General features: G+C 50.3%; 23 protein-coding genes. 1 reads left to right on the forward strand and 22 read right to left on the reverse strand.

The window, feature by feature from the left end:
- Window positions 1-3: 3 nt before the first annotated feature.
- The 18 genes from SPICO_RS04160 to SPICO_RS04245 all read right to left on the reverse strand — a co-directional run bounded on the left by SPICO_RS04160 (window position 4) and on the right by SPICO_RS04245 (window position 12,132).
- The gene (locus SPICO_RS04160) at window positions 4-405 is read right to left on the reverse strand and encodes a hypothetical protein (RefSeq protein WP_013739428.1); all 402 of its coding nucleotides are present in this window, start codon (window positions 403-405) and stop codon (window positions 4-6) included.
- Window positions 365-616 carry a hypothetical protein gene (locus tag SPICO_RS04165; RefSeq protein WP_013739429.1) on the reverse strand — a complete coding sequence of 84 codons (252 nt, stop codon included), beginning with the start codon at window positions 614-616 and terminating at the stop codon, window positions 365-367. Before SPICO_RS04165 ends, SPICO_RS04160 begins: the two co-directional genes overlap by 41 nt.
- Entirely contained in the window at window positions 613-1,314 is a 702-nt protein-coding gene (locus SPICO_RS04170) for a hypothetical protein (protein ID WP_013739430.1), read from the reverse strand. The genes SPICO_RS04165 and SPICO_RS04170 overlap by 4 nt, the downstream gene beginning before the upstream one ends.
- 2 nt (window positions 1,315-1,316) lie before the next feature.
- Window positions 1,317-1,781, reverse strand: coding sequence for a hypothetical protein (locus SPICO_RS04175; protein WP_013739431.1), 465 nt, complete (start codon window positions 1,779-1,781; stop codon window positions 1,317-1,319).
- Window positions 1,778-2,368 carry a phage virion morphogenesis family protein gene (locus tag SPICO_RS04180; protein ID WP_013739432.1) on the reverse strand — a complete coding sequence of 197 codons (591 nt, stop codon included), beginning with the start codon at window positions 2,366-2,368 and terminating at the stop codon, window positions 1,778-1,780. Before SPICO_RS04180 ends, SPICO_RS04175 begins: the two co-directional genes overlap by 4 nt.
- On the reverse strand, window positions 2,340-2,768 hold the full coding sequence (locus SPICO_RS04185; protein WP_013739433.1) for a hypothetical protein: 429 nt from the start codon (window positions 2,766-2,768) through the stop codon (window positions 2,340-2,342). Before SPICO_RS04185 ends, SPICO_RS04180 begins: the two co-directional genes overlap by 29 nt.
- A gap of 11 nt (window positions 2,769-2,779) precedes the next feature.
- Window positions 2,780-4,018 carry a major capsid protein gene (locus SPICO_RS04190; protein WP_013739434.1) on the reverse strand — a complete coding sequence of 413 codons (1,239 nt, stop codon included), beginning with the start codon at window positions 4,016-4,018 and terminating at the stop codon, window positions 2,780-2,782.
- Window positions 4,019-4,085: 67 nt separating this feature from the next.
- Window positions 4,086-4,433 carry a hypothetical protein gene (locus tag SPICO_RS04195; RefSeq protein ID WP_013739435.1) on the reverse strand — a complete coding sequence of 116 codons (348 nt, stop codon included), beginning with the start codon at window positions 4,431-4,433 and terminating at the stop codon, window positions 4,086-4,088.
- A gap of 20 nt (window positions 4,434-4,453) precedes the next feature.
- Entirely contained in the window at window positions 4,454-5,332 is an 879-nt protein-coding gene (locus tag SPICO_RS04200; protein ID WP_041395047.1) for a hypothetical protein, read from the reverse strand.
- Between the two features lie 337 nt (window positions 5,333-5,669).
- Complete coding sequence (locus SPICO_RS04205; RefSeq protein ID WP_013739436.1) at window positions 5,670-6,947, reverse strand: phage head morphogenesis protein; 1,278 nt, start codon at window positions 6,945-6,947, stop codon at window positions 5,670-5,672.
- Between the two features lie 176 nt (window positions 6,948-7,123).
- The gene (locus SPICO_RS04210) at window positions 7,124-8,395 is read right to left on the reverse strand and encodes a phage portal protein family protein (protein ID WP_013739437.1); all 1,272 of its coding nucleotides are present in this window, start codon (window positions 8,393-8,395) and stop codon (window positions 7,124-7,126) included.
- On the reverse strand, window positions 8,388-10,013 hold the full coding sequence (locus tag SPICO_RS04215) for a phage protein (protein WP_013739438.1): 1,626 nt from the start codon (window positions 10,011-10,013) through the stop codon (window positions 8,388-8,390). Before SPICO_RS04215 ends, SPICO_RS04210 begins: the two co-directional genes overlap by 8 nt.
- Window positions 10,003-10,530, reverse strand: a complete 528-nt coding sequence (locus SPICO_RS04220; protein ID WP_013739439.1) for a phage protein Gp27 family protein — start codon at window positions 10,528-10,530, stop codon at window positions 10,003-10,005. Before SPICO_RS04220 ends, SPICO_RS04215 begins: the two co-directional genes overlap by 11 nt.
- Before the next feature lies 1 nt (window position 10,531).
- On the reverse strand, window positions 10,532-10,834 hold the full coding sequence (locus tag SPICO_RS04225; protein WP_013739440.1) for a hypothetical protein: 303 nt from the start codon (window positions 10,832-10,834) through the stop codon (window positions 10,532-10,534).
- Window positions 10,831-11,187: a hypothetical protein gene (locus SPICO_RS04230; RefSeq protein WP_148229000.1), complete on the reverse strand. Its 357-nt coding sequence runs from the start codon at window positions 11,185-11,187 to the stop codon at window positions 10,831-10,833. Before SPICO_RS04230 ends, SPICO_RS04225 begins: the two co-directional genes overlap by 4 nt.
- Before the next feature lie 87 nt (window positions 11,188-11,274).
- A complete protein-coding gene (locus SPICO_RS04235) occupies window positions 11,275-11,466 on the reverse strand; it encodes a hypothetical protein (RefSeq protein WP_041395051.1) in 192 nt (63 codons plus the stop codon).
- Between the two features lie 10 nt (window positions 11,467-11,476).
- Window positions 11,477-11,770 (reverse strand): hypothetical protein, encoded by a 294-nt coding sequence (locus SPICO_RS04240; protein ID WP_041395053.1) that lies wholly within the window; start codon window positions 11,768-11,770, stop codon window positions 11,477-11,479.
- 38 nt (window positions 11,771-11,808) lie between these two features.
- Complete coding sequence (locus SPICO_RS04245) at window positions 11,809-12,132, reverse strand: hypothetical protein (protein ID WP_013739443.1); 324 nt, start codon at window positions 12,130-12,132, stop codon at window positions 11,809-11,811.
- 145 nt (window positions 12,133-12,277) lie between these two features.
- Here SPICO_RS04245 and SPICO_RS04250 point away from each other — a divergent pair, with 145 nt between their 5' ends.
- Window positions 12,278-12,844: a sce7726 family protein gene (locus SPICO_RS04250; protein WP_013739444.1), complete on the forward strand. Its 567-nt coding sequence runs from the start codon at window positions 12,278-12,280 to the stop codon at window positions 12,842-12,844.
- Window positions 12,845-12,890: 46 nt separating this feature from the next.
- On the opposite strand, the gene SPICO_RS04255 is transcribed toward SPICO_RS04250, so the two are convergent.
- The 4 genes from SPICO_RS04255 to SPICO_RS09720 form a co-directional block, all read right to left on the reverse strand.
- The gene (locus tag SPICO_RS04255; RefSeq protein WP_013739445.1) at window positions 12,891-13,919 is read right to left on the reverse strand and encodes a beta family protein; all 1,029 of its coding nucleotides are present in this window, start codon (window positions 13,917-13,919) and stop codon (window positions 12,891-12,893) included.
- 83 nt (window positions 13,920-14,002) lie between these two features.
- Window positions 14,003-14,356, reverse strand: coding sequence for a hypothetical protein (locus SPICO_RS04260; RefSeq protein ID WP_013739446.1), 354 nt, complete (start codon window positions 14,354-14,356; stop codon window positions 14,003-14,005).
- The gene (locus tag SPICO_RS04265; RefSeq protein ID WP_013739447.1) at window positions 14,298-14,630 is read right to left on the reverse strand and encodes a hypothetical protein; all 333 of its coding nucleotides are present in this window, start codon (window positions 14,628-14,630) and stop codon (window positions 14,298-14,300) included. Before SPICO_RS04265 ends, SPICO_RS04260 begins: the two co-directional genes overlap by 59 nt.
- A gap of 83 nt (window positions 14,631-14,713) precedes the next feature.
- Window positions 14,714-15,412 carry a LexA family transcriptional regulator gene (locus tag SPICO_RS09720; protein WP_013739448.1) on the reverse strand — a complete coding sequence of 233 codons (699 nt, stop codon included), beginning with the start codon at window positions 15,410-15,412 and terminating at the stop codon, window positions 14,714-14,716.
- Between the last annotated feature and the right edge of the window lie 131 nt (window positions 15,413-15,543).

Here is a 15,543-nt window from a genome sequence, read left to right on the forward strand (position 1 = left end):
CTTTCAGACAGCAGTGGAAGCCGAGAGCAAGTTTTTTAGTACGGCCTCATCAAGATCCAATTCCAAGATTTTCAATGCAATCTTCTTTGCAAGCAGCATGCAATAATCATCCGGAAGCCGACACAGCTCTTCACCGGTTGTCACCAGGACCTCTTTCCCGTCTTCGACAACTGTCAGCCCTGAAATCCTGACACCACATTCACGCATGACCAGGGCAATGTCCGTTTCCGTGTATGCCGCAAGCCTGCCTTCAGGGGTCCGGGCATTGATGACACGCTGCATGGTCTCACGCTGGTTCGCATTCGGTTTCGTAAACTCAACCTTGATCTGCTCAGCTTCAGGTTTTTGCTCGTTTCCCAAGAAATCAGGACTCCAGGTCCGTCGGCGCGTCAGATTTATCTTCATCCTTCAGCTTCTCCTTTCCCTTCTTTGCGGGAGTAGTATCAGGGGCGACCGTGCGGTCAATCCTGACGATGCATACAGCCTCGATGGTCGAGTCAGTAATCCGGACATCTCCACCAGAAACTTGGTGGAGATTCTCGATGACATTCCCCTTTGGATCCGTGAAGACAAGCTTCTTCGGATCGTCAGGGGATGAGTGGGCGTTTATCTTCATGCCGTGACCACCTTCTCATACTGCCAGTCATCCTGGGTCTCGTAATTGAAGTTGAACGGCACTCCTCCGGTAGCTGGCTGTCCGGAATCAATTTGGGCTATACGCATCTTTCTGAAGATGGTGATCTCAACTTCTCCCAGTTCTGACATCTCCCTGCGCGCCATCCAGTGCCAGTAGGTCTTGTCTTTCTGCCGTGGGATGAAAGATACCTTCCTGCCAGATCCTGCTCCACTGTCAACGATACGCTTGCTGAACAGCCCCTCCAGCTCGCGTTGCATGTCAGACTCAGTATCGAACAGGCCGCTGATCGTTCCGCTGTCTACAATGTTTCCGTCTCCGACCACGGTCCGGCGACCATTGATCACATCGCACTGGGTTGTCAGGTCGACCGTCCCCTCCTGCCTGCTCCGCGCCACATCTGTGGTCCAGCAGCTGACTGACATATCAATCGGAATGATGACATCTCCTTCAGTCAAGGGAGACTGTGCCGCTGCCGCCCAAGCCGGGACATGAACAGGGGCTCCTATCGGCAGAACCTTCGATCCGGAAATCGACGCGTCCAGCAATGTGTCGAAATATGAAGATACTCCCTTCGCCTTGATGAATGCAAAGCCACCGCTGTAGCTTGCCGTTGCCTTGGTGACTTCCAGCAGTTCTTTGCAGAAACCGCTGCGCCCGTCCGTACTCGTGATTTTCATTCTTATACCTCTCTTCTCAATGATCTTGGGAAATCAAACCTGACAACGTGCGGCTCCACATACGTGTACCGCCACTGTCGGGTTTCCGTCTCTTCAAATTCATTCTGTGTGAACGAACCGGTGCTATCTGAAATCCCTGTGAACGTGACCCGTACTTTTTCAGTCCTTCCTGGCACATCGATGTCAAAGTATCTGCGACCACCTTCAAGGCCGTCGTTCATCACATCCTGAACTTTGAGGGAGACCTCGATGATGCTTGCCAGAAAGAAATCCGGACCATCTCCGCTTCCTACTATGGTGAATTGAAATGTCAGGACATCACGGGAGGCGCCCTGTTCGCTTGCGCCAGTGAACACCATCCTGATCGCTGGTTCAGCACTCGTCACCGGCTGAGGATCATACAGGACGGCGATTCCCGTCTTCTCCTTGAACCATATGGCAAATGCATCACGTATCTTCTGAATCACCTCTTCACCTCCTGAGCAAGCATCCGGGACAGCACATCACGATCCAGATCATCAACGAACAGGAACGGCCGGGCAGGGATGGTTACAGATTTCTTCAGGATGAAAACCACGAACGGGTTACCCCTGCCTTTCTGTGCCATGAATGCCCCGCTTGTCTTTTTCCTGCTCGCCATCCAGACCTTATAGCCATCTCGCTTCAAACCGGAGATGATATGGGTCGCACTGAATCCATACCGCCTTTGCAGCCGGCGTGTCCTACCACCAGCCGGAATCCACAGCCACTTCCCTTTCTTTGGGTGTATGGTACCTCCAAAGTGGTTGAGCCTAGCACCCGGATGATTCGTCCCGATTATTGCAGCATCACCTTCAACCCGGCTGGAAATTGAGGACATCAGCTGTCCCCTATCCCGCAGTGTCCGAGAGCCCTGTTTGATCGCGACGGTCAGCGGGGCATTCGTCGGTCTGATCCCACCGTTTATCTTGCGCAGCGTTGAGGAGACCATGTACTGTCCAGCCCTGGCATAGAAGTCATGACCAACCGCTACAGAGAGCTGCCCCTCACACTTGACGGTGAATGTCATCTTCATGACGTGGCTCCCGGGAAATACGTCCCTTCACTACCGAAGAGGCAGGAAGAGAAGTCTGGGAGACACCCCCGCCTGCCGCCTGATACCCCGCTGCATCCACGGCATTGCCATAGACAGCTCTCAGAATCTCAAGTGCATCGTCCTTTTTATCTGCGGCGACTGCTTCATTCTCCCCATAGGAGTACAGCTCATACAGAGCCCGTTTTAACACAATCTCCCGGTTTATCGGAGTGTCTGCTTCAAAAGATCCTGAAGCTGCCATGACCTTTGCCTGTGCCCACAGCGTAGCTTTCTCAATGGCTCGGACAGCAATAGCATCATCACCACCGGTGAGCGCTTTGTAGTTGTATGCTTTCACTTCAGCCTTCAGGTCTTCAGCTGTGATGATGCTGCCGTCCATTATCTTCCTCCTCAGCCTTGTGCTGCAGCCTGCAACGTCAGAAATTCAGCGATGATGTCGGCCTTGCTATCATCATCGGTCGTCGTCATCTCATAGCCCCGCTCCGCTGCAATCTCCAGGATCCTGGATTTTGTCAGGGCCGTAAGAGCTGCCTGGGTGTATGTCTTCTCTTCTTCTGTGATAGTCACGGTCTCGGCAGTAATCGAGACAGCAGGATCGGCTGCAACTGAAGGATCAAAGACGGTCGCCCAGCAGAAACCCTTGGCACTGACCAGAGGCATCGGTTTGGACTCACTGATGACCTTGTAACCCGAAGGATCGTCGACCTTCACCGGCTTGCTGAAGAACGGCAGGGCATCGAGGCCTCCATCCACATCATCAATGGCACAGTACGTCAGCTCAGGCACCCCGTCAGCATACGCGACAATCTCCGCAGGTCCGACTTCATGCTTGGTCACCTCCTGGCCGGAAGCATCCCGGTCAACATAAGTGACGGCATCCTTGACCAGCTCATAACCGTTGATGATGAGCGTATTCTTCTCAACCTTGGCGGCAATGCGCACGTCATTCTGGAGTCCTGCAATCTTGCCAGCCACAGATGAGAATACCTTGGAGCCAACCAGAAAATGGACTTCACCGGAGAAGCCGGCCTGGATAATCAGAGTCTCCATCCTGTCCAGGTCTTCCACAATCTGCATCAGACTGCATGCAGGCTCATTCCATGATTTCTCCACAGTGAATGTCTGCGTCTGCCCGTCACCATAGGCAACCTGGTAGCGTTCATACCCGCCGCCATCGGTCTGCATCATGTAGTCAATCCTGCCCCTGATAGCCTGTGCACAGAGTGCATTCCGAGTCAGATGAGTGGCACGCATAAGGTCAAGCGTCATGTTGTCCAGGAAAGATGTGACAAGCTGCTGTCCTCGCTCATCACCGGTTCCGTACAGGCTCCTCAGGTCGTTGAGCCGTGCCCCGGTGATGAAATCACTCAGACGGATCGGCATGGGTTCAATCTCGGTGCTGACACGTGAGCTACCGCCCAGAGCCAGTGCAGAGCTTCCCCTTGCAACAACGGCGACATTCCCTGTCCTCTTCAGGATTTCATCAGTCCTGACACGGACAAACGGTGTTGTCGTGCGCTGGGGGAATACCCGGTCAAAGACCACCGAGCGTACGGGAGTCGCACGCTCAATCAGCTTGGTAATCGTACCCACGGTGAAGTACGTCTTCAGATACTCAAGAAGGTCCATATATGCTCCTTATATCTTCGGCCCATGCCGGGCCGGTCTGGTATGATTCCTGCCTGGGCGGAATTTCTCAGAAAGCCCAGACACCTCGGAGAGCCAGGGCATCCAGATCCGCTTGGTCCGCTACACCGCTGCCGGTCACTACCAGCGCAGCACGGCAGGTACCATGCACCAGGACATTCACCCCGTCATCCTTTCCTTGGGCAGTATCAGCGGGCGTGGTTGCAACACCGAAAGCTGTACCGGCAGTGCTGTCCCCTTTCACATACGGCAGCACCTTGCCGTCCTTGATTGCCAAGATCTGCCCTGGGACAATCTGACCTTTGCCCTTCACTGCTTCTTTCCTGATGATGAGCGCAGGATGTCTGCCATCCACAATCTCACTGACTTCAATCGTCATTGTCTTTGATGCCTGCATATGCGTCGGCCTCCCGTTCTTCAGAACTTCTGGGCCATGCCGGCCCGGTCAATTGCGACATCCGGCTTAGCCCGTCCGGAATCCGAGAAATCGGTCATACGTCCCGGCTTGGGTACGCTGCCGTTCATGCCCTTTACCAGATTGATGAAGAACTGAACCAAGCTTCCTGCCTGCCCGTCATCTGCAAACTCATAGTCATGTGACTCAATGAGCAGGTCTGCAAACTCTTCCAGCTTTCCTTTCATTCCTGTCGGCCACTTGTCTCCGACAGCACTGACCAGCTGTGCCTTCACTCCTTCCTTGTAGATCTTCTTTGCCTTTGCCGTCTGTCTCTCGACATCGGCAAAATCAGGATTCGACGCAAGGGGCGCTGCCGACGTTTTGGTATCTTGCGGAGCTTCCTTGGGGAAATCAGCAAAGTTGAAATATGAGTAATCTCCGAAGGCTGTTCCCTCGCCTGTCGCGTCAATCGCATTGTCAGGCTTTGTACTGCCCACAGCCGTGATAATCTTCAAATCCCTGATCTTAGGAGGCACAGACCCCAGCATGGCCAGGTGATGAAGATACTTCTTTCCATCTGTCGCACGGGCCGGCATGCTGATGCTCCAGCCTGTGTAAAAGCCTTCATCAATTGCCTGGGCAAGCTCCGGATTCAGGGAGACATCAGCCTGCATGACCCCGTCAATACCATTGGGGTTCTCAACCAGGTCAATAGACTCGACATTGCCCCAGGACGGCCACCAGTCCTGTTTTGTCATGTAGTGCCCCAGGCTGACCGGCCCCTTGCCGTCAAAAGTCTCAACCACATCCCTCAGATCCTTGAGTGTGATTGTCGCCCCGTCGGCACCGAAGCTGCCGGTCTTGGCAATCTCCATGCGCTTGAGTTTTTTATCATCCATGCGAATTCTCCTTCTTCATTTGCGAATTCATCTTCAGGAGAATCGTACCAAATCAGAAAGGCACGGAATCTAACGGGTTTTTGATGAAAATCCGGGAAATGACGGTTTCATGGCAGACCGTCATGAGTACATGCAGACATATCTTGCAGGAAAGGTGTTTAATCGTGTTTATAAACGGGGGGGTGTAGTAAAAGTGATGGAATTACTCGACTTACCGAAACGGGGTAGATTGTAGGCCGTTTTTGAAGGGCATAAAAAAAGAGCTCCCCTCCGGAAGCTCCTTTTGCTACTGGGTACAACCGTGATTGCACCGCTCTTCGCCCATAGCCAATGTACCTCAGTCACTCAGTCCTGTCAATATTTTCTGGATGCTCCCGACATCCTGTAGATCATCCCACGTCAGATAACGGATTTTGCCATCGAAGATAACTCCGAGCATTGAGATTGTCCGTCCACCTTTCTTCAGTTCAGGAACCCTCGTCCCCAGAGCACGGATCAAATCATCAATCTGTCCCCGGTGATGGATGCGAACCGCGACATTCGGCGCCTGTTCCGCAGCCTTAGCAAGTTCTCCACTCATAGTGCTCCGTTTGGCAGTGACAAAGTCCTTGATTTCAATCCGTTCCAGACCGTTCAGCCAGCCGTCATATTGCACATTCCCCTGTAGTGCCTCATTTGGTCGCAACTCGATGAAGTATCCTTTGTCTTCGACCAGTGTTTTTGCTATCTCGATGTTCTTCAGCTCATCTTGTGGCAAAGCATCCGGATACCGTACCCCACCCTTGGCAACCGGCACATTCTGATATCCCGGTATGATCCGGTCAAAATCCTTGCAGATCGTCTGTCCGACTATCCCGTTCAGTTCTTCATCGATGAGAGCCTTGTTGATCCGAAATCTCTCACTCGCCGTCACTTTCCAGAACTGGTTGTTACGAGCAGGGTTCTTTCCAAAACTACCCTGCGGTTTTTCCGCATGGGCCACGACCTTCAAGGAATCTGAAGAAACACTCTTGAGTTTCCCCATGAGCCCGGTTGATTCAGCCTCTTCCCGATAAATTGCTCGGACGGTTGAACGGCAATTATAATGCAACGGCGGCCAGTTGTTCTCCCACCAAGGGTCATTGTACGGCAGGATGACTCCGCTGCGTGAAGCGCAGATGTCACTCTGACGGCTATCCTCGATACCGATGAATTCCAGTGCCACTGGCTGATTGTTCGCCATCTCCATGGCCCGCCCCGCGTTGTAGTCCGTCTGGATATTCGTGCGGTAAACCATCTCGTAATATCCTGCGTAACCAACGCCATCGGCATCAGCCTGAAGGGTCTTCACGAAATCAGTCATGGACGCGTTCTGTCCTGAGAGCTGCTTCTGATAGATCCGCCTGGCTTTCTCCACCATGTCGAGCTGAGTCAGCCGACCGACCGTGAAAGCACGGAGCTTCATGTGGTCGCTGAGCCTGCGATAGTGAGCAGGAGTAAGAGTCACCCTGCCCTGCGCCCATTCAACGGCGGCATCGAACGGCAGGGATTCATCCAGGAATGATACGTCGTAATCGGCAAAGTCAGGATTCCGACCGTGATGGGCATGCATCATACCCAAAAGCCATGACTTCATCAGTAACTCATAGGTATCCTGGATGAGTTTATCATTGGCTTGTGGCTTGTAGGCCCCGGATTTCAACAGCCCTGGAGATTTCTGTAAACGCTCGATAAACGCCTGCAACTCAGTGTTTACAGAGCGTTTAATCTTCTCCTGATATGTCTCTTCCTGGGCAATGACCTGCCCGACTTTTACCGCTTCGGATTCAATGACCGGGTCAGTATCATCATCGGCCTGAGGACTTTTTTTTTACCCGTCCCCATATCGGCGAAGTCAAATGCCCCCAAGGATGGTGTCATGGACATCCCTATGCCCTCCGGACGGGTGAATACATCCTCATCATCCTCCGGCTCCGGCAGATTGTACCGTGCATACAGGGCGGCCTTTGACACCGGGATGCCCGTGTTGATGGCAGTCACGACATCGGCAAAAGACGCATAATCCCCGGTATCGTAACGAAACTCCGGAGCATCAGCATCAGGACCGAAATTCAGTTCGATGCTCATGGCGATGAGGCGCTGCACCGTATAAGCCAGGGCCCGTGCATCATTCTCATACGCCGCAGCCTTAGTCCTCTCCTGGACCGTGCCCAATGCTTGGGTTCCGGTATCGGAGACGTTATTTGCCAGAGCCTGGCCGGTCATGCCGTAGCTGATTTGCAGGTCGCATGCCTTGATGAGGATGTCGAAGTCTGCAACAGAACCGGTCATGGAAATCTGCTGGATGGCTTTCACATTTGCAAAAGCTCCGGACGATCCACCGACCATCTGGCTGACAGTTTCTGCAAGGTCTGCGGCCACTTCCCTGGCCTTTCCTGGATCAGACTGGTCAAAGATGGCATAAACCGAGGGTACGGAGAATTTCTCAGTCGCCGTCAGCCAGTACTGCCAGCCGAGCTTTTTGAAAGCCCAGACCCAGTAGACAGATTTCATGTATGCCTGACCATAGGGAGCGTTATACCTGTCCCCCTCGATGCGATGGATGATCCACTTATACGGCTGCTCCAGCAGCGTGTTCCCTTGGTCGTAGTACATCTGCCCGTCATCACCAAAGCGATACCGGTTGATGTCATGGCCGATGAGCGCATCAATGTAATAGAAGCCATCCTCATCTTTCTGCCAGACAATCTCTGCCGGACGGAATCCATATTTGAGAGAATCAGTCAGCAGGTAGCTTGACCATTTGCGCAGGCTCTTCTCAGACAGATAGCGGTCGGCATAGTCCTTCACGGCCACATCCTCCGCCTTGGACAGACTGAGCGGCAGGTTCTGCGTGGCATTGCGCCGGTCCAGAAAAAGGCTGCTGATGCGAGGATCCTGGAGCATCTCATCATAGAGCTTCAGCCCCTTGGGATTGCGCCTGATCGCTTCATCCGGATTGGGCAGATACTGCATGACCAAGGAATCCTTTATCACTTTCAGCAACAGCTGCGGGTCTTTCTTGTGTGCCTGCGTCTTAGCCATTCATATACCTCCCTATGAGTCCCGGCAGTGCCGAAGGTCGTCTGCGCCCTGCTTGGCCTGTCGGCTGTCCGGTTCCCCTGGTCAGTGCCAGGTATGCCAGCTTCAAGGCATCCACAGTCCCGTCGTTCACCCCTTTGGTCGGGAACTGCAACACACGCTGCATGGACAGGCTGTCCTTAAGCTTCATATGATGACGCCATGACCCATTCTCCATGAAAGGCTGGATCATGGTCGCTCCCGCTTCCTTGCTCATCCGTGCCTCGACACCGATGAGCGGCAGGTTCAGATGCTGGGGCATGAGAATCTCCTGGAGAAGCTTCATGTACACGTTCTGGAATCCGACATTCTCAAAACCAATAATCCGGGGAGCATAGACACGCCACAGCCGCACCATCTCGTCCACCAGCTGGTTGATGGTCCCATAGTCCTTGTACCAGAGCTCGAACGTCACAAAGCCTCCAGTCTGCCTGTGCCGTCCCAGAACACCGATAGCGGCATCATCGCTTCCTTCCGCGTTCGGGTCCACCCCGAATGCAATCTCATAGTCAGGAATGGATATCTCCGTTCCGGGAACATACAGCATCTGCTCAGCCTTGAAAATCTTCGTACCGTCATCGGTGGTGATGGACAGATATTCGATGTTGTACGTCTTTGATCCCACCTCCATCCTTTTCTTCCGCAGCGCAGCCAGCGGCCAGTACTCCGGCCAGAGAGCCTTCTTGCCATCCTCAATCTCAGCGGAAAATCTCACCCCTACCCATCCGGGCAATTCCTGAGCCACGATCTTCTTCAGGATGGTCGACTGGGGATCCTCTCCGTTATAAATGGTATTCAAGGTGAATATGACCGCATTCTTTGACAGTCCAAAAACTGCTGAAGATATCCAGTCATAGATCTTATGCAAGGTGGCGACATTGTTCTTGTCCTGGTCAGTGGTAATGTCGTCCAGGATGATCACATCCGGACGTTTCTCCCTGCTGACAAGACCACGTACACCGGCACCACGACCGATAGACACCAAGGCAGCGCCGTTCTTCAGAAGATACTGACCGCTTTTCCAGACACTGCCTCGTTGGTTCCCATAATCCGCCAGGAGCCGCTGATTGTCTTCGAACTCGACCATGGTGTCATCAAGAAACTGCCCGGCAAGCGCATCGTTGGATCTAATCAGCACGACAAAACGGAAGTATCCATAGATCAGCCCCCAGAGGATGAGCAGGCGGGCGAATACGGTGGACTTGCCCTGCTCTCTTGGCGCGCAGAGGGCCAGACCACGCAGGATATCCACCTGGTGTGGAATATGGGAGAACTCCTTGCGGTGTACTGCTGAAAGCTGCCGGGCCTGCTTCTCTGTCACGATCCAATAGGGCCTTCCTCTCTTATCAAACTGGGTATTCTCGAAGATAGAGAACAGGAGACGCTGCCATGACGGCGGCTCCAGCCTGATATAATGAGGAAAATAATACTTCATGAATCCGCCAATGTCAGTCCTGAACTTCTCGTGCCGAGAACGGACTTCATTCTGGGACGATGCCACGGACATGGCTTTTGTGCGATCCATGTCCAGCATCTTGAAGAGTATGCTGTAATCCTGCGCCTTCATGTCTTCAGCCGACATCCGGAGCCTCCAGGTTCGTGACGATGGTAAAGAGCTGCTGGTACAGTTCAGGCCAGTCTTCCAGTGCTTTCTGTAGGTCTGCGATGACCATCTGCTTCACTTTCTCAAAGACCTTGTTGTAATCCATCCGTTGCTTGACGAGCTGCCCCTTCATGCGGGTGATGCTGTTCATGAACGTGGACATCTCGGGCAGATCCTTGAAATTGACATTCTCGATGGTTTTGATGTATTCAAAGGACTTGGTGATCAGCCAGTCGACTGCGGCCTCGTTGGTATCCGTGTTCGGATTGTCCCTGATGGCATCAATAAGCGCGACAGTCTCTGTACGGGTCTTCTCAAGCTCGCTGGCGATCTGCTTGTTGCTCTTGACCGTCCTGCGTATCGCCTCTCGTGAGATGTCGTATCCCTCGTCACGCAACATCTGCTCGATGGCCTCAAAGGTGAGCTTCTCATCATTGTATGCCTGGATAATCCTCTGCACCAAACCGAGCATTTCCGCTTTCTGTCTCTTACCCATGTCACAGCGTCCTTTCGTCGATGACGGTCACACCCGCGTCCGTAATCGCGTGTTCCAGCAGGTTGATGCCCTTGGGTTCGATCTTGTAAAAGAAGACTTTTTCAAGCGGTCGGAAAGGATGCTTGCGTTCTATCTTTTCGATGTACCCGGAGTCAGACAGGTAGTTCAGCGCCTTCTGGATGACCGCCGGGCGTTGGTACTGGAAGTAAGCCGCGATGATGCTGGTCTCGGCTGCCTTCGACGGGTAGATGTTGTTCAGGAACTGGAGGAGATCCCCCCGAAAAACCTGATCTTGTGCGCTCATTGCTTCTCTCTCCTTGTCAGGTCAAAGATGAATCTGTCCATGCGTTTCCCCAGTTCCCGTATCTCGGTGCGCCAGCCGCCGAAGCTCTCCTGTACATACGCCTTGTCAGCATAGTTCTGTTCCACATAGCTGACACGCTTGTTGAGCGTTTCAATGACCTCATCTTGTTTCTTGTTCCGCTCCTCGTTCCGGGCGTCCGCAGCTTCCAGTTGCTTGCGCACGTCGTCCTTCAACGAACTGATCGTCCGGGAAAGGCTTTCGTTCGCCTTCTTGTTCTCCTTGAACAGAAGAATGAATATGACTACCAGCAGGATGAGAATCGGCACGGTACCGAGCTGGTTCACTAGCGACATGAACTCCATGGATGCCCCCTAATGCTGATAGTTTAACAAGAGTTTAAACACCGGAATCTAATGGTTCAGCAGCGTTTAAATAGGTGTTCAACGCTGGATTATCCTGATGACCGTCTGGTAGTACTCATTGCGGATCTCATCGTACTTTTCCCACAGCTCGATGCTGCCCATGAGACGTGTCACGTTGATGGTCTGGAGCCGCAGGGCTTCTGAGGTATTCCCTTCCGGCAGCTTTTCCAGCACAGGACGCTGAGGACGCACAGCGGCAAGGGGCGGCACCTCAAGCGGTTCAGTCTTCGGGACTGTCTGGCACGATGCGAGAATTCCAACTATCAATAAGCTCGTTGCCAATAGAAATAAGGTCTTCATCCGTGACCGCTTCATGTATGAGCTCCTCCTCTTCCTGCTGCTCTTGGATAATCTGCTGTTGTTGCTGGATAACTGCCTGGACAGTCTCCTGAGCCGTTTGGTGAATCTCGCTCTGCTTTTGTTCATGGACGACTTGCCCTTTCAGGGTGGATATCTGGGAGTCCTTGCTTTTCAGCCGTGCCCGGAAATATGCGAGCGCAGCCAGGAGGAACATGACTGCCCCTCCCAGAATTTTTTCGAGAATACCCATACTTAGACCTTTGCGGCCTTGGCCGTGTCGTACAGCCCCATGGCCGTCCAGGCTACGACAGAGCCATGCAGGATACCGACGATAAGGACGGCATAGATAGCCTTGTCCAGTCCTCCGGCATACCCGGAATTATAGATGAATCCATACGCTGTGCTGATCAACACGGATATGATCCACAGGATGTAGGGAATCCGCTTGGTACTCTTGAGAGTATTCTTGATGATGTTCGGTTTCGCATCATCGGCCAGGTACGGCTTGATGACCTGTGCAAGCCCCATCAGGAATGGAATCAGAACGAGAAGCTGCGGCAAAATGTATGTGTCCATAAAAAATCCTCCATGCCGAAATGGTACGACACGGAGGATGAATGAAATCTAACAGAAGGAATTAGAGTATGTTACTCGACATGAGATACTAAGTTTCGTATACTTAAATAGTATTAAAAATAAAACTAGATGGAGGCAGATACCTATGCTGAAAGACATCGATATCAGAGCTTCCCTTTTTGAAATCATTGCAAAAAAAAATAAAAATACTGAATATAGAATGATTCCAGAAATGGCTGTATGTGATGGCTTTGCAAGAGTTGATGTCGCGGTGGCAAACGGAAAATTGTGTGGCTATGAAATAAAAAGCGATGCCGATACTTTGGAACGTTTAGGATCCCAACAAATATATTATGACCAGACATTTGATGAAGTCTATATAGTGATTGGGAAAAAGTTTTCTGAAACGATTGATTCTATCGTACCAGAATGGTGGGGAATTTATTCAGCTTGTGAGAAGAAAGACGGAAAAGTAATAATTCGAAAAGTAAGACCAGCAACGCTGAATCCCAAGGTTGATGCACAGGCTCTTCTCGATTTATTGTGGTATGAAGAACTAAAAGCATTCCTGAAGAACAATGGAATTAAAGGATATTCTGGAAAAAATCGACGTGTTTTGAGGCAAATGATAGCTACTCAATTTGATTTATCAACGATAAAAAATTTTACGCGTGAGACTCTGAAGCATAGACTAGACTGGAGAACAACATGACAGAGCAATGAAAGGCTTGCTCTGTCATGTTGTATTTGTTAAATCTTCAATGCTGTTCCCAAACTATGAAGGTCATGTGGTGATTGAACCCATAACTAACCCATGTTGTTAGATTGCCTGTCTTTGTGTTTTCAGCTGAAGAGGATCGGGCAATTCTCATTATTTCTGAATCTGCCCAAGAAAAAGTTTCTCCAGAATAAGTATCTTTTGCTGCAACTAACACACGGCAGAGTTCCCGAACTTGTTCAAAGTCCAAACCTCCGCGCTTAACTGACACCCCTTTGATGTAATAATACTTGTCCAATCCGGTGTATTTAATTTTGAAATTCGGGGACATACCAATAATGAACACCGTATCACTTAAATCCGTCGGACCATAATCAGCAAAGAAATAGTTAAACTTCCATTTTTGAGATAAGCGTTTTGCTAAATCATGAATTTTGACTTCATGACGATCAAAGGCATATATTTTTCCTTGTTCAAGATTCGAAAAAGACGAAGGAAAAGAATTGCTTGCAATAATAATCGCCTTGTATTCATCGGGAAAATCAATATCAGCCAAAGCTCCCTTGAGCACGGCTTCCTTTGCAAACAGATTCCCTGTGTCCACACTTTCCAAATCCAATAACAAATATGTAGAATTTCTATTGCTGGTCGTAGATATAATCTTGTTCAGAGTTCCTTCAATATCTCCAAACTCATTTCTAGCAATTCGGACAGCAATATCATCTCCTGTATGCTGTTTTTGCCAATGCTCAATTGAATATTCGTTTGTCAAATCAAAAACAGGAATTGCATAAACTTGATCTAGAAGCTTGTAGTTTTGTTCACATGTTGCATACACCTTTGCTGCAAACTCTGGCCCATCTTCTTCAATTGAATTAAACCAATCCTGTTCAAAATAAACAAAATACGGTTTTCTGCCCCATATCCTTGCCACATCTTGGCTAAACTTAGGAAGATGTGTAGTGGCAGATAATGAAAGCACGGGAATGATTTTTTCTTTGATCTCATCAGCAAGCATTTCGAGAGCTTTCTGTTCTCCTCGTTTCCATCTCAAAATCGGTGTATACACAAGAATCTCCTACTTTGCACTATCTCAGAAGTACAAATCCTTTATATTCAATCCCTCATACGAGGATCTATAGAAAACTATTATCATATTTCCCAAGAAGCTTTATATTTTTTAGCAAATGTCCCTTCCCCATGCTCCAGTTCATACCAGCTTGCTGCAAGCTCAAAATTAAATTCTACGATGTAGCGAAATTCGGAGGAGAGATCACGTCGGAATTCATAACCAAGGAAGTAATTTGATTTTTCATCAGTGAACAAAATCTCACAACATACCCCATCTTGGATTCTTCCAAGAAATCTGGACTCAATCTTAATTAAACCGGAATCTGTAGCTTGATCTTTGGTAGTAGAAACCTTATGGTCCATACCATTCTTTTCGTTACTGATTTTCTTTTTGTTCTTCAAGAAACTCTTTGATATGCGCTGCAATAAACTCATTGAATCTCCCCTTTTCCCATTGCCAGTGTTTTGTTTCCAATCTGTTTTTTGCATCCCCTTTGGTAAGTGCAATAATCTCTCCTTCCGTTATCGCCGAAATAGGATATAGTTCTTCGATTGAATTCGCCTCTGTAAAGACCAAGAAAAATTCCCCTTCTGGAGAGACCATTATGAGTTGCCAAAGATACGATTGGGTTGTGCGACCGATACAAAACTCATCGACACACATAGCAGTTTCCATATCATACATCACACCATTGATTGTCTTCTGCATTCTTTTCTCGTTTCTCCTATAAGCCCCTCACCAATACATTATGAATCTTCCTACAGCCTTCCCTATGATCATAATCACTTGGCTCAATACGGATGGTGGTGCAGCCATCCCACGACCTTGCCCAGAAGCTCCACCCTGTCCGCTTCAACCTCCCTGGGGGCATAGCGTTCGTTCTCCGAGCGGATGGTCAGTTTCTTGTCGAACGGGTCGAACTCTACTCTTTTCACGAAGACTTCCCCATCAACCGACAGCACATAGATGCCATCACCTTCCACCTGCTCCCGGACAAAGATAACCAGGTCAGCATCGAAGAGCTGGATGCCCGTCATGGAGTCTCCCCGGACTTCAGCAGCAAAAAGTGATTCCTTCGGGTACATCCTGACAAAGCGCTCCAGAACCGGCAGCCTTTCTTCTGTGATATCTGCCGGGAGGAACTCCTGACCGGGTCCGGCAGATACGCGCTGCGTGAGGATGGGCACGGAGACGACACCTTCAGCGATGGTGACTGCGTAGGTCTTTCCTTTGGGTGTGATAAAGGTCGATGCCGCGATGGGTTCAAGAGTATCGGTCCCGCTGCCATCCAGGTACATGGAGCCTTGGCCGGTGATGAGCCAGTGGAGGTTAAATTGTCGTTGAGCTAAAAACTGCATGACAGGTTCCGGTATGGCTCCACCTAATTCATATTTCGCATAAGTTGACTGAGCCAGGCCCAATTCCTTTGCCAATTGCATTTGAGAAAGTCTCATTTCATTTCGTGCCTGCTTTAACCTATCGCCAACCATCTACTCTTCCTAGTCATTATTTCGATTAATATTCATAATTTCGATTGACATTATCGATATTACGACTTATTCTAAATTCGGTTAATAAATAAACTGAAATCATCATAACGCACGTAATCTACGAGCGCAAG

The organism is Parasphaerochaeta coccoides DSM 17374 (genome assembly GCF_000208385.1).
GTDB lineage: Bacteria > Spirochaetota > Spirochaetia > Sphaerochaetales > Sphaerochaetaceae > Parasphaerochaeta > Parasphaerochaeta coccoides.

Bases quoted from the DNA above. Each gene is read 5' to 3' on its own strand.
- SPICO_RS04160 (WP_013739428.1), bottom strand. From the start codon at position 405: ATGAAGATAAATCTGACGCGCCGACGGACCTGGAGTCCTGATTTCTTG.
- SPICO_RS04165 (WP_013739429.1), bottom strand. From the start codon at position 616: ATGAAGATAAACGCCCACTCATCCCCTGACGATCCGAAGAAGCTTGTC.
- SPICO_RS04170 (WP_013739430.1), bottom strand. From the start codon at position 1,314: ATGAAAATCACGAGTACGGACGGGCGCAGCGGTTTCTGCAAAGAACTG.
- SPICO_RS04180 (WP_013739432.1), bottom strand. From the start codon at position 2,368: ATGAAGATGACATTCACCGTCAAGTGTGAGGGGCAGCTCTCTGTAGCG.
- SPICO_RS04185 (WP_013739433.1), bottom strand. From the start codon at position 2,768: ATGGACGGCAGCATCATCACAGCTGAAGACCTGAAGGCTGAAGTGAAA.
- SPICO_RS04190 (WP_013739434.1), bottom strand. From the start codon at position 4,018: ATGGACCTTCTTGAGTATCTGAAGACGTACTTCACCGTGGGTACGATT.
- SPICO_RS04195 (WP_013739435.1), bottom strand. From the start codon at position 4,433: ATGCAGGCATCAAAGACAATGACGATTGAAGTCAGTGAGATTGTGGAT.
- SPICO_RS04200 (WP_041395047.1), bottom strand. From the start codon at position 5,332: ATGGATGATAAAAAACTCAAGCGCATGGAGATTGCCAAGACCGGCAGC.
- SPICO_RS04205 (WP_013739436.1), bottom strand. From the start codon at position 6,947: ATGAAGTCATGGCTTTTGGGTATGATGCATGCCCATCACGGTCGGAAT.
- SPICO_RS04210 (WP_013739437.1), bottom strand. From the start codon at position 8,395: ATGGCTAAGACGCAGGCACACAAGAAAGACCCGCAGCTGTTGCTGAAA.
- SPICO_RS04215 (WP_013739438.1), bottom strand. From the start codon at position 10,013: ATGTCGGCTGAAGACATGAAGGCGCAGGATTACAGCATACTCTTCAAG.
- SPICO_RS04220 (WP_013739439.1), bottom strand. From the start codon at position 10,530: ATGGGTAAGAGACAGAAAGCGGAAATGCTCGGTTTGGTGCAGAGGATT.
- SPICO_RS04225 (WP_013739440.1), bottom strand. From the start codon at position 10,834: ATGAGCGCACAAGATCAGGTTTTTCGGGGGGATCTCCTCCAGTTCCTG.
- SPICO_RS04230 (WP_148229000.1), bottom strand. From the start codon at position 11,187: ATGTCGCTAGTGAACCAGCTCGGTACCGTGCCGATTCTCATCCTGCTG.
- SPICO_RS04240 (WP_041395053.1), bottom strand. From the start codon at position 11,770: ATGTTCCTCCTGGCTGCGCTCGCATATTTCCGGGCACGGCTGAAAAGC.
- SPICO_RS04245 (WP_013739443.1), bottom strand. From the start codon at position 12,132: ATGGACACATACATTTTGCCGCAGCTTCTCGTTCTGATTCCATTCCTG.
- SPICO_RS04250 (WP_013739444.1), top strand. From the start codon at position 12,278: ATGCTGAAAGACATCGATATCAGAGCTTCCCTTTTTGAAATCATTGCA.
- SPICO_RS04260 (WP_013739446.1), bottom strand. From the start codon at position 14,356: ATGAGTTTATTGCAGCGCATATCAAAGAGTTTCTTGAAGAACAAAAAG.
- SPICO_RS04265 (WP_013739447.1), bottom strand. From the start codon at position 14,630: ATGCAGAAGACAATCAATGGTGTGATGTATGATATGGAAACTGCTATG.
- SPICO_RS09720 (WP_013739448.1), bottom strand. From the start codon at position 15,412: ATGGTTGGCGATAGGTTAAAGCAGGCACGAAATGAAATGAGACTTTCT.